Below are 14,109 nucleotides of genomic sequence, written 5' to 3' on the forward strand. Positions count from 1 at the left end.
CAAAATATGCATAAAAAACCATTCAAGGGCAAACCTAAATCGTCAAAAGCGGGTAAAAAAAACCTAACCGATTAACTCTTAAGGAAATTGCCCAAAAGCTGATGCCCCTGCTCGCTAAGGATGCTTTCCGGATGGAATTGTACCCCTTCCAGCGGCAGCGTGCGGTGGCGGATCCCCATAATTTCATCACGTACCCCTGCGCGCTCGCTCCAGGCCGTCACCTCAAAACAATCCGGCAACGTAGCGGCCTCCAGCACCAGTGAGTGATAACGGGTTACGGTCAGCGGATTATTCAAGCCGGCAAACACGCCGCGGCCGTCGTGGCGAATGGCGGAGGTTTTGCCATGCATCACGTTGCGGGCGCGCACGACGCTGGCGCCAAACGCCTGCCCCAAAGCCTGATGGCCCAGGCAAACGCCGAGGATCGGCAAACGGCCGGCAAAATGGCGGATCGCCGCCAGGGAAATGCCGGCCTCATTCGGCGTGCACGGGCCGGGGGAAATCACCAGTTGCCGCGGAGCCAAGCGTTCGATGTCGGCCAGTTGCAGTTCGTCGTTGCGCTTGACCAGCACCGCGGCGCCCAGCTCGCAGAAATACTGATAAAGATTATAGGTAAAGGAGTCGTAGTTATCGATCAGCAGCAACATACTCAAATCAACTTATGTAAAAATAACGGTGTTTTCTTGCGCTGACGAGGCCGGCGCTTACTTTTTGCGGCCGCCCATGATTGAACCCAGCACGCCGCGCAGGATTTGGCGGCCCAGATCGCGCGCCATACTTTTCGCGGCGGTCTGCACGATGCCGTCACGCTTGCCGCCGCGCGGGCCGGTTGAACCGAACAGGATCTCGTTCAGCCCCCCCATCAATCCCCCGCCGGCCGCCTCCTGCGCCGGTTTGCTCGCCGGCTGGCCAGGCTGCGGTTTACCCACGGTAGCAAAGCCTTCAGCAGAGAGTTTCTCGTAGGCCGACTCACGATCCACCATATCCTCATAGCGGCCGTACAGCGGTGATTTATTGATGGCGCTGTTCAACCCCTCGGCGCCCAGCATCCCCATTTTCGATTCCGGCGCGATAACCATGGCGCGCTCCACCACGTTAGGCCGGCCTTTTTCATCCAGGAAAGACACCAGCGCTTCGCCCACGCCCAGCTCGGTAATCGCGGTTTCCGCATCAAACGCCGGGTTGGCGCGCAGGGTTTGCGCCGCCGCCTTCACGGCTTTTTGATCGCGTGGGGTAAAAGCACGCAGCGCGTGCTGCACGCGGTTGCCCAGTTGGCCAAGCACGCTGTCTGGAATATCCAATGGGTTTTGGGTGACGAAGTAAACGCCCACGCCTTTTGAGCGGATCAGGCGCACGACCTGTTCAATTTTGCTCAGCAGCGCCGCTGGCGCATCGTTGAATAACAGATGTGCTTCGTCGAAGAAGAACACCAGCTTCGGCTGTTCTGGATCGCCAACTTCCGGCAGTTGTTCAAACAGCTCCGCCAGCAGCCACAGCAGGAAGATGGCATACAGTTTCGGCTGATTAATCAGCTTATCGGCCGCAAGCAGGTTGATCACGCCGTGGCCGTTGCCGTCGGTACGCATCAGATCGTTGATATCCAGCATCGGCTCGCCGAAGAACTGGTTGGCGCCCTGATCTTCCAACGCCAGCAGCCCACGCTGGATGGCGCCGATGGAGGCGGTAGAAATATTGCCGTACTGGGTTTGGAACTGTTTGGCGTTATCGCCAACATGCTGCACCATGGCGCGCAAATCTTTCATGTCCAGCAACAGCAGGCCGTTGTCATCGGCAATGCGGAACACCAGTTGCAATACACCTTGCTGAATGTCGTTCAAATCCAGCAGCCGCCCCAGCAGCAGAGGGCCAAGATCGGATACCGTGGCGCGGATCGGGTGGCCCTTTTCGCCAAAAATGTCCCATGGGATGATGTTGCACGCCTGCGGCTGCCAGTCGGTTACGCCGATCGCCGCAAGCCGCGCCTGCAGCTTTTCCGAAGGCTCGCCCGCAGCGCCGATGCCGGACAGATCGCCCTTCACGTCCGCCAGGAACACCGGGACGCCAATGCGGGAAAACTGCTCGGCCATTCTTTGCAACGTGACCGTTTTACCGGTGCCGGTGGCGCCGGTGATCAGGCCGTGGCGGTTCGCCAACGCGGGTAAAATAGCCAAGTCCTGCGCCGGCTTCCCGGCGTGCAGCGCTTTGGCGATAATCCGTGCTTCACTCATTTCATGTTCCTTAACGCAGACGGGGCGCAAACGCGCCGGTGAATGCGATAAAGCTATAAGCGCAGCGTAAGCCCGTCAAGCACGGCATACTCGGCAGCGGAAATGGGGCAGCTAACCACGCAACCCGAGCTCTTCCTTCAACGATTTCAGGTAGCGGCGGCTGACCGGCACCGGTTCCCCCACCGCCATGATCATTTCCGCCGCGCCGCTTTCCTCGAAGCGAATTTCCCGCACCTGTTCCAGATTGACCAGGTATTGCCGGTGGCAACGCACCAAAGGCGTGCGGCTTTCCAGGGTGCGCAGCGTCAGTTCGGTGAAACACTCCATGCCGTCGTCGCGCACCACGTAAACGCCGCTTAGACGCGAGCGAATGGCGATCACTTCATCGAAGCGCAGCAGGTAAATCCGGCTGTGGCCGGTGCAAGGGATATATTTCAGGTAGCCGGCGCTCTCTTCCAGCGCGGCGATATCCTGCGGCGCACGGCTTTGCTGCAGCCGTTGCAGCGTTTTGTTCAACCGCTGCGGCTCGGCAGGCTTGAGCAGGTAATCAAACGCATGCTCCTCAAAAGCCTGCACCGCGTATTCATCGTACGCGGTGAGGAACACGATATACGGCATACGGTTAGGATCGAGCATGCCGACCATTTCCAGCCCGCTGATGCGCGGCATCTGGATATCGAGAAACACCACGTCCGGCTGCTGGCGGTGGATCACGCTGATCGCCTCGATGGCATTGGCGCATTCGCCAATCACCGTAATGCCCTCATGCTCTTCCAGCAGGTGGCGCAGGTTATCACGGGCGGAAGGTTCATCATCAACAATCAAGACGTTCAACGTCATGCAGCCCCCAGCAACGGCTCGCCCAGCGGCACATTGAGCGTAATACGGGTAAATGCTTCCGGTTCACACACCACCTGCACGCCGTAGCCTTCGCCGTAGCGCACGCGGATGCGCTTATCCACCAGATTCATGCCCAACCCCTGGCTGTGCGGCTGAGGCTGAAACAGCCCGGCGTTATCGGTCACCTGCAGCAACAGGTGCCCCGCTTCGCAGCGCGCGCCGATGTCGATCCGGCCAACCCCCAGCATGTGCGAAGTGCCGTGCTTGATCGCATTCTCGACGATCGGCTGCAGGGAGAATGCCGGCAGACGCACCGCCATCAGCTCTGGCGGCAGCGAAACGGCGATCTCCAGCCGATCAGCAAAGCGCGCCTTTTCAATTTGCAAATAGGCGTTTACATGCTCCAGCTCATCCGCCAGGCTCACCTCATCGTCGGAGCGTTTGAGATTCTTGCGGAAAAACGTGGAAAGGTACTGCACCAGCTCGCAGGCGCGATCGCCGTCGCGCCGAATGACCGCCACCAGCGTATTCAGCGCGTTAAACAGAAAGTGTGGATTGACCTGCGCATGCAGCAATTTGATTTCCGACTGCGCCAGCAGCTGTTTGTGGCGCTCATATTGCCCAGCCATGATCTGCGCCGAAAGCAGGCTGGCGATCCCTTCCCCCAGCGTGCGGTTGATGGTGCTGAACAGTTTGCTTTTTGGTTCGTACAGCTTGATGGTGCCGATCACCCGTTGGTTTTCGCCGCGCAGCGGGATCACCAGCGTTGAGCCGAGTTTGCAGTTGGGGTTGATCGAACAGCAGTAGGCCACTTCATTCCCGTCGGCATAGACCACCTGGTTGTGATCGATAGCGTGATGAGAATGCGCCGAAGCGATCGGCGTGCCCGGCACATGATGATCGTCGCCAATGCCAATGAACGCCAACAGCTTTTCGCGATCCGTAATCGCCACCGCGCCGATGCCCAGCTCCTGGTAGATCACCCGCGCCACCTTCATGCTGTTTTCCTGATCGAAGCCCTGGCGCAGGATGCCCTCCGTCAGTTCGGCAATCTTCAATGCTTTGGAAGAAAACGCGCTGGTGTATTTCTCAAACATCGCGCGCCGATCGAGCAGAATTTGCATAAACATCGCCGCACCCAGCGTGTTGGCGATCATCATCGGCAACGCAATGTATTCCACCAGCCGCAGAGCCTCGCCGAATGGGCGGGCGATGGCGAGGATAATCGCCATCTGCAGCATTTCAGCCACCAGCGCCACCCCGGCGACGAAAAGCGGATTGAATAACAGATCGATACGGCGGCGGCGCATGGCGATGCTGTGCACAATGCCGCCCACCAGGCCTTCGGTGATGGTCGAAACCGCGCAGGCGACGTCGGTCATCCCGCCGAGCGTATAGCGGTGCAGCCCACCGGTCAGCCCTACCAAAAAGCCAACGGAAGGCCCGCCAAGCAAGCCGCCCAATACGGCGCCGATGGCGCGGGTATTGGCGATGGAGTCCTGGATATGCAGGCCGAAATAGGTGCCCATAATGCAGAACACCGAAAAGATCACATAGCACAGCAGCTTATGCGGCAGGCGGATGGTGACCTGGGTCAGCGGAATAAACAGGGGTGTTTTACTTAACAAGTAGGCGATAACGAGATACACGCACATCTGCTGCAATAACAGCAACACCTGATTAAATTCATACATCTTTGCAGCTTATCCTGAACGAAGGCCAATGAACGCCGGGTTGCCAGCCACAATGGCCTGCCGCCATAAAAGATAATAGCAGCGCCATCAGCAACCTGATTACCCATCGCGCATTAAACCATGCCGTGCGGAAGAAAAAAGTGATGTACGCAATGCTTCGGGAAGGAGGGGGAACAACAGGCCGGCCCCCAGGCGGGGTGCCGGCGCGCAGTAGAACTTATGGCAGCACTTTCGCCGACAGAATGACAACCGGCTTGCTGGGCACATTCTGGTAAGGGCCGACATTGCCGGTCGGCACCTGGGAGATTTTATCCACCACATCCATGCCTTTCACCACTTTACCAAACACCGCATAGCCGAAGTCACGCTGGCCGTGATCCAAAAAGGCGTTATCCGCCACGTTCAGAAAGAACTGGCTGGTAGCGCTGTCTTTATCTGCAGTACGCGCCATTGAGATGGTGCCGCGCAGGTTGCGCAGCCCATTGTCCGCCTCGTTTTTAATCGGCGCATTGGGGCTTTTCTGTTGCATGTCTGCGGTAAAACCGCCGCCCTGGATCATAAAGCCTGGGATAACGCGGTGGAACGTGGTGTTGTTATAAAAACCGCTGTTCACGTAGTCGATGAAATTCTTGGTAGACACCGGCGCCTTCTGGCCATCAAGCGCCAGTTCGATATTCCCGGCCGAGGTGGTCAACATCACGTGGGTTTCACCGGCGGCAAGCGCAGCAGGCGCCGCGGCAACCAAGGAACACAAGGCGACAAGGGTCACTAAAGTACGTTTGAACATGCACAGATCCTTCTTCTAAGAGACAAACAACGTGAAAGCGCATTGATTCTAAAGTGCCCTTTCCGGGAGTACCAGCCATTTACCTATATTTACGCAGCCACCTAATGCTGATGTACGCCACTCGGCCGGGCGACCGCCGCTGGCGGCGTGTTAAGCCGGCGGCCGGCGACATTGCACTCCAATAAAGATCACAAAAACATTTACCAATTACTGACTTATTGCATAAAAAATAGATAGTAATCACAAAAAAGACAGTTAGCTATGTTAGGATCCCTAGCCTGGGGGCCGTGTGGAGATTTTCCGCCTGCAGGGGAAAATCTGCGGCCTTAATGCCAGTTTGTAAGAGCCTTCCAATAGCCTTGTTTGCTGCGGCAATTTTATTGCGGGCCCCCGTCGGGGCTTTGTGTATGCGCTGTGCATACAGGCGCTAATATTTCCGAGCTGTGGTAATAAAAGGTTTGTTGGGCAGCGCTCTGAACCTCAACAGACATATCGGGCTCATAGTCAATGAATAACAGCAACCGCATCCGGCTAACCTGGATCAGTTTTTTTTCTTACGCGCTGACCGGTGCCTTAGTTATCGTCACAGGGATGGTGATGGGAAATATTGCAGAATACTTTAATCTGCCGATTTCCAGCATGAGTAATACCTTTACTTTCCTTAACGCCGGCATCTTGATTGCTATCTTCCTGAACGCCTGGCTGATGGAAATCATCCCGTTGAAACGCCAACTCATCTTCGGCTTTATTCTGATGGTGTTGGCCGTTGCCGGGCTGATGGTCGGTAAAAGCCTGGCCGTGTTCTCCCTGTGCATGTTTGTGCTCGGCGTGGTCAGCGGTATCACCATGTCGATCGGCACCTTCCTGATTACCCATATGTACGCTGGCCGCCAGCGCGGCTCCCGCCTGCTGTTCACCGATTCCTTCTTCAGTATGGCCGGGATGATTTTCCCGATCGTCGCCGCCATGCTGTTGGCGCGCCACATCGGTTGGTATTGGGTCTACGCCTGCATCGGCCTGCTGTACGTGGCGATCTTTATCCTGACGCTGTGCTCCGAATTCCCGGTATTGGGCAACAAAAGCCCAGCCAGCGGCGAGCCGGTGGTCAAAGAAAAATGGGGCATCGGCGTGCTGTTCCTGGCGATCGCCGCGCTGTGCTACATTCTGGGCCAGTTGGGCTTTATCCAGTGGGTGCCGGAATACGCCACCAAATCTTTCGGTATGGATATTGGCCAGGCCGGCAAGCTGGTCAGCGATTTCTGGACTTCTTACATGGTGGGCATGTGGGTGTTCAGCTTTATCCTGCGCTTTTTCGATCTGCAGCGCATCGTTACCGTGCTGGCAGCCCTGGCGACGGCGGCCATGTACCTGTTTGTCAGCACCGATAACCCGGAACATCTGGGCTACTTCATCATGGGCCTGGGCTTTATCTCCAGCGCGATCTACACCACGCTGATTACCCTGGGTTCGCTGCAAACCAAAGTGTCCTCACCGAAGCTGGTCAACTTTATCCTGACCTGCGGCACCGTCGGCACCATGCTGACCTTTATCGTGACCGGGCCGATCGTGGCGCAAGGCGGAGCCCATGCCGCGCTGGTGACCGCCAACGGCCTGTATCTGGCGGTATTCGTGATGTGCCTGCTGCTTGGCTTTGTCACCAAACACCGCAGCCACGGCCACGTAACCCGCTGATTGCGGTTTACCGCCATACGAAACAGGGCGCCTAGGCGCCCTGTTGTTTTATCGCCACCAGCCATGTTCCCTTACACCCTACCGGCTTAGCGACGGAAATCCACCTGCTCATCCTGTGCCAGGTGCAGGGTGGTTTGCGCCGGTTGGGTTTCGGCAATCACGGCCCCGCGGCGAATCGAATAGCGCACCGGCGTTTGGCGCCGCACCGCATCAAAACCGCTCTCTGCCGGCAGGATCACCAGGTTGGCGCTGTTGCCCGCCGCCAGCCCGTAATCATCAAGATGCAGCGTACGCGCGCTGTGGGTGGTGATAAGCTTCAGGCCGTCGTCAATCTGGCCGTAGCCCATCAGTTGGCAAATATGCAGGCCCATGTGCAGCACCTGCAGCATGTTGGCGGTGCCGAGCGGGTACCAGGGATCGAACACATCGTCATGGCCAAAACAGACGTTAATGCCGGCATCCAGCATCTCTTTCACCCGGGTAACGCCGCGCCGCTTCGGATAGCTGTCAAAACGCCCCTGCAGGTGAATGTTCACCAGCGGGTTGGCGACAAAGTTGATGCCGGACATTTTCAACAGCCGGAACAACCGCGAGGTATAGGCGCCGTTATAGGAATGCATCGCCGTGGTATGGCTGGCCGTCACCTTATCGCCCATGCCCAGCTTCAGGGCCAGCGCCGCGACGGTTTCGACAAAACGCGATTGTTCATCGTCGATCTCGTCACAGTGCACATCCACCAGCCGCTGGTATTTATCGGCCAGCGCAAACGCCTTATGCAGCGACTCCACGCCATATTCACGCGTAAATTCAAAGTGCGGGATAGCGCCAACCACATCGGCCCCCAGCCGCAGCGCCTCTTCCAGGAGCGCCTCGCCGTCGGGGTATGACAGTATTCCCTCCTGCGGGAAGGCGACAATCTGCATCGTGACCCAGGGCGCCACCTCCTGCTTCACCTCCAGCATAGCGCGCAGCGCGGTCAACGTGGGATCGGAGACGTCAACGTGGGTGCGTACGTACTGCACGCCGTTGGCAATCTGCCATTTCAGCGTTTGCCAGGCGCGCTGCTTAACATCTTCATGGGTTAACTGCGCCTTGCGCTCCGCCCAACGTTCAATGCCTTCAAACAGCGTGCCGGACTGGTTCCACGCCGGCTGCCCGGCGGTCTGGGTGGTGTCCAGGTGAATGTGCGGTTCGATAAACGCCGGCAACGCCAGGCCCCCTTCGGCGTCCAGCACGTCGCTGCGCCACTCCTGCCCTTCCGGCTGCGGGATAATGTGGGCAATGCGCCCCTGATCAATCGCCAGTTGCCACAGCCCCTCATGCCCGCTCAGGCGCAGGTTATCGATAAACTTCACGGGATTGTTCGCCACCTTTCACCTCTGCTCTGCCACACCGTTTTCTCCATCATACGGGGGCGATAGGCTACTGACAAAGTGGCTTACGCCACACTGGCCCCACTTTTCCGCCAAATGCGTGCTTTTCTCATTAACTGCAACGTTTCAGCTAAAGTTGAATAAAAACCACAACTTATAAAATATCTTTTAAAATCATCTATATAACACCTTGGAGGTATATGGAAGCGTGCTTGATTTGTATCAATAAACCGCTATCGGGGAAGAATAAGGTAAGGCAAGAAAATGAAAAAATTGAGGCAAAAATGAGCAAAGTCAAACTTGCCGTCATCGGCAATGGCATGGTCGGCCACCGGTTTATCGAAGATCTGTTAGAGAAAGCAGACCAAGACCAGTTTGCGATTACCGTGTTCTGTGAAGAACCGCGCGTCGCTTACGATCGCGTGCACCTTTCTTCCTATTTCTCTCACCATACCGCCGAAGAGCTTTCACTGGTGCGCGAAGGCTTTTATGAAAAACACGGGGTGACGGTGCTGGTGGGCGAACGCGCCATCACCATTAACCGCACCGAAAAGGTCATACACTCAAATACCGGGCGCACGGTGTTCTACGACAAGCTGATCGTCGCCACCGGCTCTTACCCGTGGGTGCCGCCGATTAAGGGTGCGGAGGGCCAGGACTGCTTTGTGTACCGCACCATTGAAGATCTGAACGCCATTGAAGCCTGCGCCCGCCGTAGCCAACGCGGCGCGGTGGTCGGCGGCGGCCTGTTGGGGCTGGAAGCCGCCGGCGCGTTGAAAAGCCTGGGGGTGGAAACCCATGTGATTGAATTTGCGCCGGTGTTGATGGCCGAACAGCTCGATCCAATGGGCGGCGATCAGCTGCGCCGCAAGATTGAGCGCATGGGGGTGAAAGTACACACCGGCAAAAATACCCAGGAAATCATCCACCACGGGCAGAACGCGCGCAAAACCATGCAGTTTGCCGACGGCACGGCGTTAGAAGTCGATTTCATCGTCTTCTCCACCGGCATCCGCGCGCAGGACAAGCTGGCGCACCAGTGTGGGCTGGCCACCGCGCGCCGCGGCGGCATCGTGATTAACGATCAATGCCAAACCTCGGATCCGGACGTCTACGCTATCGGCGAATGCGCCTCGTGGAACGAACGCACCTTCGGCCTGGTGGCGCCGGGCTACAAGATGGCGCAGGTGGTGGCCGATCATCTGCTGGGGCGTGAAAACGCCTTCGAAGGCGCCGACATGAGCGCGAAACTGAAACTGCTGGGCGTCGACGTCGGCGGCATCGGCGATGCCCACGGCCGCACTGAAGGCGCGCGCAGCTATGTTTACCTCGACGAAAGCAAAGAAATCTACAAGCGGCTGGTGGTCAGCGCCGACAACAAAACGCTGCTCGGCGCGGTGCTGGTAGGCGACACCAGCGACTACGGCAACCTGTTGCAACTGGCGCTGAATGCCATCGAACTGCCGGAACACCCAGACAGCCTGATCCTGCCGGCACACGCCGGCAGCAAGCCGGCCATCGGCGTGGATTCCCTGCCGGAAACCGCCCAAATCTGTTCCTGCTTTGACGTCAGCAAGGGCGATATCATTAACGCGGTGAACATGGGCTGCCACACCGTGGCCGCCATCAAAGCGCAAACCAAAGCCGGCACCGGCTGCGGCGGCTGCATCCCGCTGATTACCCAAGTGCTGAATGCCGAACTAAGCAAACAGGGCATTGAAGTCAACAACCACCTGTGCGAACACTTCGCCTATTCGCGCCAGGAGCTGTACCACTTGATCCGTGTGGAGGGCATCAAGTCGTTCGAAGAATTGCTAGCCAAATACGGCAGCGGCTACGGCTGCGAAGTGTGCAAACCCACCGTCGGCTCGCTGCTGGCATCCTGCTGGAATGAGTATGTGCTCAACCCGCAGCTTACGCCGTTGCAGGATACCAACGACAACTTCCTCGGCAACATCCAGAAAGATGGCACTTATTCGGTGATCCCACGTTCCGCCGGTGGGGAAATCACTCCGGATGGGCTGCAGGCCATCGGGCAGATCGCCAAGGAATACGACCTGTACACCAAGATCACCGGCTCACAGCGTATCGCCATGTTTGGCGCGCAAAAGGACGATCTGCCGGCCATCTGGGAAAAACTGATCGCCGCCGGCTTTGAAACCGGCCATGCCTACGCCAAAGCACTGCGCATGGCGAAAACCTGCGTCGGCAGCACCTGGTGCCGCTATGGCGTTGGCGACAGCGTCGGCTTTGGCGTGGCGCTGGAACACCGTTACAAAGGCATCCGCACGCCGCACAAAATGAAGTTTGGCGTCTCCGGCTGCACCCGCGAATGCGCCGAAGCGCAGGGCAAAGACGTTGGCGTGATCGCAACCGAAAACGGCTGGAACCTCTACGTGTGCGGCAACGGCGGCATGAAGCCGCGCCACGCCGATCTGCTGGCAGCCGATCTGGATCGCGAAACCCTAGTACGCTATCTGGACCGCTTTATGATGTTTTATATCCGCACCGCCGATAAGCTGCAACGCACCTCCGTCTGGCTGGACAACCTGGAGGGCGGCATCGACTACCTACGCAGCGTCGTCATCGACGATAAGCTGGGCATCAACGCGCAGCTGGAAGCCGATATCACCACCCTGCGCGCCGCCTTCCGCTGCGAGTGGAAAGAAACCGTCGAGCACCCACAGGCGCAGTTGCGTTTCGCCCACTTTATCAACAGCGGCCGACGCGATCCCAACGTGCAGATGGTCGCGGAGCGCGAACAGCACCGCCCGGCGCGCCCGGATGAGCGCATCCCCGTGAAGTGGCTTGCAACCGAGGAGAACAACGCATGAGCCAGTGGATTACCGTTTGCCCGCTCGCCGATATCCTGCCCGGCACCGGCGTCTGCGCCCTGATTGGCGGCCAACAGGTAGCGATATTCCGCCCCACGGCGGAGGAACAAGTGTTCGCCATCAGCAATATCGATCCTTTCGCCCAGGCCAGCGTGCTTTCCCGCGGCCTGATCGCCGAACACCAGGGCGAACTGTGGGTCGCCAGCCCGCTGAAAAAACAGCATTTCCGTCTGCATGACGGCTTTTGTCTCGAGGATGAAAGCCGTTCGGTGCCCAGCTTTGCCAGCCGGGTGGCCAACGGCATGGTGCAGGTCGCCGCATAACCTTTGTTATTGTTAACCTTTGGGATCACGTATGTTCACCGACACCATCAATAAATGCGCCGCCAACGCGGCGCGCATCGTTAAGCTGGCCAAAGAAAACCCGTTGGGCTTTTGGATCAGCTCGGCCATGGCCGGGGCCTATGTTGGCCTGGCTATCATCCTGATATTCACCCTCGGCAATCTGCTGGATCCGGCCCTGCGGCCGCTGGTGATGGGAGCCACCTTCGGCATCGCGCTGACGCTGGTGGTGATCGCCGGCTCCGAACTGTTCACCGGCCACACCATGTTCCTGACCTTCGGCGTCAAGACCGGCGCCATCCGCCCCGGCCAGATGTGGGCCGTACTGCCGCAAACCTGGCTCGGCAACCTGATCGGCTCGGTGTTCGTGGCGCTGCTGTATAACTACGGCGGCGGCAGCCTGCTGCCCGTCGATACCAGCCTGCTGCACACTGCGGCGCTGGCGAAAACCACTGCGCCGGCCAGCGTGCTGTTTTTCAAGGGCGCACTGTGCAACTGGCTGGTGTGCCTGGCGCTCTGGATGGCGCTGCGCGTAGAGGGCGCGGCCAAATTCCTGGCCATCTGGTGGTGCCTGCTGGCATTTATCGCCTCAGGCTACGAGCACTCCGTTGCCAACATGACGCTGTTTGCCCTCTCCTGGTTCGGCCACCACAGCGATGCCTACACGCTCGGCGGCATCGGCCATAACCTGCTCTGGGTAACGCTGGGCAATACGCTGGCCGGCGCCGTGTTTATGGGATTGGGCTACTGGTACGCCACGCCGCGCGCCCAACGCCCACGGGCAGAAAAGGCCCCCGCACGCCAAACCGCGTAGTAATAGGGCGGCCGACTAACCCCGAGGATGATCGATGGACTACCTGCCTATTTTCTGCCAACTGCAACACAAACCCTGCCTGCTGGTGGGCGGCGGTGAGGTTGCTGAACGCAAAGCGCGCCTGCTGCTGGATGCCGGTGCGGCGCTGACGGTCAACGCCTGCGCCTTTAGCCCGCAGTTTCACACATGGGCGGCACAGGGCCGGTTAACGCTAGTCAGCGGCCCCTTCCATGCCGATCTGCTGGCGGATAAATGGCTGGCGATCGCCGCCACCGATCGGGTTGAAGTCAACGCGCTGGTCTATCAGTGCGCCAACCAACAGCGGATCTTCTGCAACGTGGTGGACGATCCGAAACGCGCCAGCTTTATCATGCCGTCGATTATCGATCGCTCCCCGCTGATGGTGGCCGTTTCTTCCGGCGGCAAAGCGCCGGTGCTGGCGCGCCTGCTGCGCGAAAAACTGGAAGCCATGCTGCCGCAGCATCTGGGCAAGCTGGCCGCGCTCGGCGGTGCGCTGCGCCAACGGGTGAAAAGGCATTTTGCCGAACCTGGCGCCCGCCGCCGCTTTTGGGAAAAGTTGTTCGCCCACCACCGGCTGGCGCAGGCGCTCGCCAATCAGGACGCTGACCAAGTAGAGCAACAGGTTGAGGCGCTGTTCAGCCAACCGCTGGCAGCCCGTGGGGAAGTCACGCTGGTCGGCGCCGGGCCCGGTGATGCCGGGCTGTTGACGCTCAAGGGGTTGCAAGAACTGCAGCAGGCCGACGTGGTGGTCTACGATCGGCTGGTATCAGAAGGCGTCATGGCGCTGGTGCGCCGCGACGCCGAGCGTATTTTCGTCGGCAAGCGCGCCGGCCACCACTGCGTGCCGCAACAGCAAATTAACCAGATCCTGCTTACGCAGGCGCAGGCGGGCAAGCGCGTGGTGCGCCTGAAAGGCGGCGATCCGTTTATCTTCGGCCGCGGCGGTGAGGAGCTGGAAGCGCTGGCGGCGGCCAACATCCCCTTCTCCGTGGTGCCGGGCATTACCGCTGCCTCGGGTTGCTCGGCTTACAGCGGCATCCCGCTGACCCACCGCGATCATGCCCAGAGCGTGCGCCTGATCACCGGGCATGCCAAAACGGGCGGCAGCCTGCCCTGGGGCACGCTCGCCAAAGAGCAGCAGACGCTGGTGTTTTATATGGGGCTGACGCAGGCGGAGGAAATTCAATGCCAGTTGTTGGCGCACGGTATGAGCACCACCATGCCGGTAGCGCTGGTAGAAAACGGCACGTCCTGCCGCCAGCGGGTGATTGAGGGGCAACTTGGCCAATTGGCCATCCTGGCACGCCAGGCGGCCAGCCCCAGCCTGATCGTTGTCGGCAGCGTGGTCAGCCTGCGCAGCAAGCTGAACTGGTTTACTACCCAGGCGCAGCTGCAGCAAACGGTTAACGTGGATGCGCTATCGCAACGGCAGGGCGTGCAGTAAACGGGCAAGGCGCCAGGGAAAGAACGGTACGCCGGCAAGCC

Annotated in this window: 11 protein-coding genes; 5 read left to right on the plus strand and 6 right to left on the minus strand. The window is 59.0% G+C overall.

Annotated features, from left to right (window positions below):
- Window positions 1-71: 71 nt before the first annotated feature.
- From ABFX35_RS22395 to ppiA, 5 genes are all read right to left on the minus strand, one after another.
- A complete protein-coding gene (locus ABFX35_RS22395) occupies window positions 72-647 on the minus strand; it encodes an aminodeoxychorismate synthase component II (protein ID WP_346082959.1) in 576 nt (191 codons plus the stop codon).
- Window positions 648-704: 57 nt separating this feature from the next.
- Complete coding sequence (locus tag ABFX35_RS22400; RefSeq protein WP_346082960.1) at window positions 705-2,228, minus strand: helicase HerA-like domain-containing protein; 1,524 nt, start codon at window positions 2,226-2,228, stop codon at window positions 705-707.
- A 111-nt stretch (window positions 2,229-2,339) separates the two neighbouring features.
- The gene (btsR, locus tag ABFX35_RS22405; RefSeq protein WP_279026181.1) at window positions 2,340-3,068 is read right to left on the minus strand and encodes a two-component system response regulator BtsR; all 729 of its coding nucleotides are present in this window, start codon (window positions 3,066-3,068) and stop codon (window positions 2,340-2,342) included.
- Window positions 3,065-4,762, minus strand: a complete 1,698-nt coding sequence (locus tag ABFX35_RS22410; protein ID WP_279026179.1) for a sensor histidine kinase — start codon at window positions 4,760-4,762, stop codon at window positions 3,065-3,067. The genes btsR and ABFX35_RS22410 overlap by 4 nt, the downstream gene beginning before the upstream one ends.
- Window positions 4,763-4,979: 217 nt before the next feature.
- Window positions 4,980-5,549, minus strand: a complete 570-nt coding sequence (gene ppiA / locus ABFX35_RS22415; RefSeq protein WP_279026177.1) for a peptidylprolyl isomerase A — start codon at window positions 5,547-5,549, stop codon at window positions 4,980-4,982.
- Window positions 5,550-6,056: 507 nt separating this feature from the next.
- Between ppiA and tsgA the strand changes: the two genes are divergently transcribed.
- On the plus strand, window positions 6,057-7,241 hold the full coding sequence (gene tsgA, locus ABFX35_RS22420) for an MFS transporter TsgA (protein ID WP_346082962.1): 1,185 nt from the start codon (window positions 6,057-6,059) through the stop codon (window positions 7,239-7,241).
- 86 nt (window positions 7,242-7,327) lie between these two features.
- On the opposite strand, the gene ABFX35_RS22425 is transcribed toward tsgA, so the two are convergent.
- On the minus strand, window positions 7,328-8,596 hold the full coding sequence (locus ABFX35_RS22425; RefSeq protein ID WP_346083063.1) for a cytosine deaminase: 1,269 nt from the start codon (window positions 8,594-8,596) through the stop codon (window positions 7,328-7,330).
- Between the two features lie 302 nt (window positions 8,597-8,898).
- Here ABFX35_RS22425 and nirB point away from each other — a divergent pair, with 302 nt between their 5' ends.
- Genes nirB through cysG form a run of 4 tightly spaced genes read left to right on the plus strand, consistent with a single transcriptional unit; the run spans window position 8,899 to window position 14,068 of the window.
- Entirely contained in the window at window positions 8,899-11,448 is a 2,550-nt protein-coding gene (gene nirB / locus ABFX35_RS22430) for a nitrite reductase large subunit NirB (protein WP_346082964.1), read from the plus strand.
- Complete coding sequence (nirD, locus tag ABFX35_RS22435) at window positions 11,445-11,771, plus strand: nitrite reductase small subunit NirD (protein ID WP_346082965.1); 327 nt, start codon at window positions 11,445-11,447, stop codon at window positions 11,769-11,771. The genes nirB and nirD overlap by 4 nt, the downstream gene beginning before the upstream one ends.
- A gap of 31 nt (window positions 11,772-11,802) precedes the next feature.
- A complete protein-coding gene (nirC, locus tag ABFX35_RS22440) occupies window positions 11,803-12,603 on the plus strand; it encodes a nitrite transporter NirC (protein WP_346082967.1) in 801 nt (266 codons plus the stop codon).
- Between the two features lie 34 nt (window positions 12,604-12,637).
- Complete coding sequence (gene cysG / locus ABFX35_RS22445; protein WP_346082968.1) at window positions 12,638-14,068, plus strand: siroheme synthase CysG; 1,431 nt, start codon at window positions 12,638-12,640, stop codon at window positions 14,066-14,068.
- The last annotated feature ends 41 nt before the right edge of the window (window positions 14,069-14,109 follow it).

This window comes from Gibbsiella dentisursi, from assembly GCF_039539505.1.
GTDB lineage: Bacteria > Pseudomonadota > Gammaproteobacteria > Enterobacterales > Enterobacteriaceae > Gibbsiella > Gibbsiella quercinecans.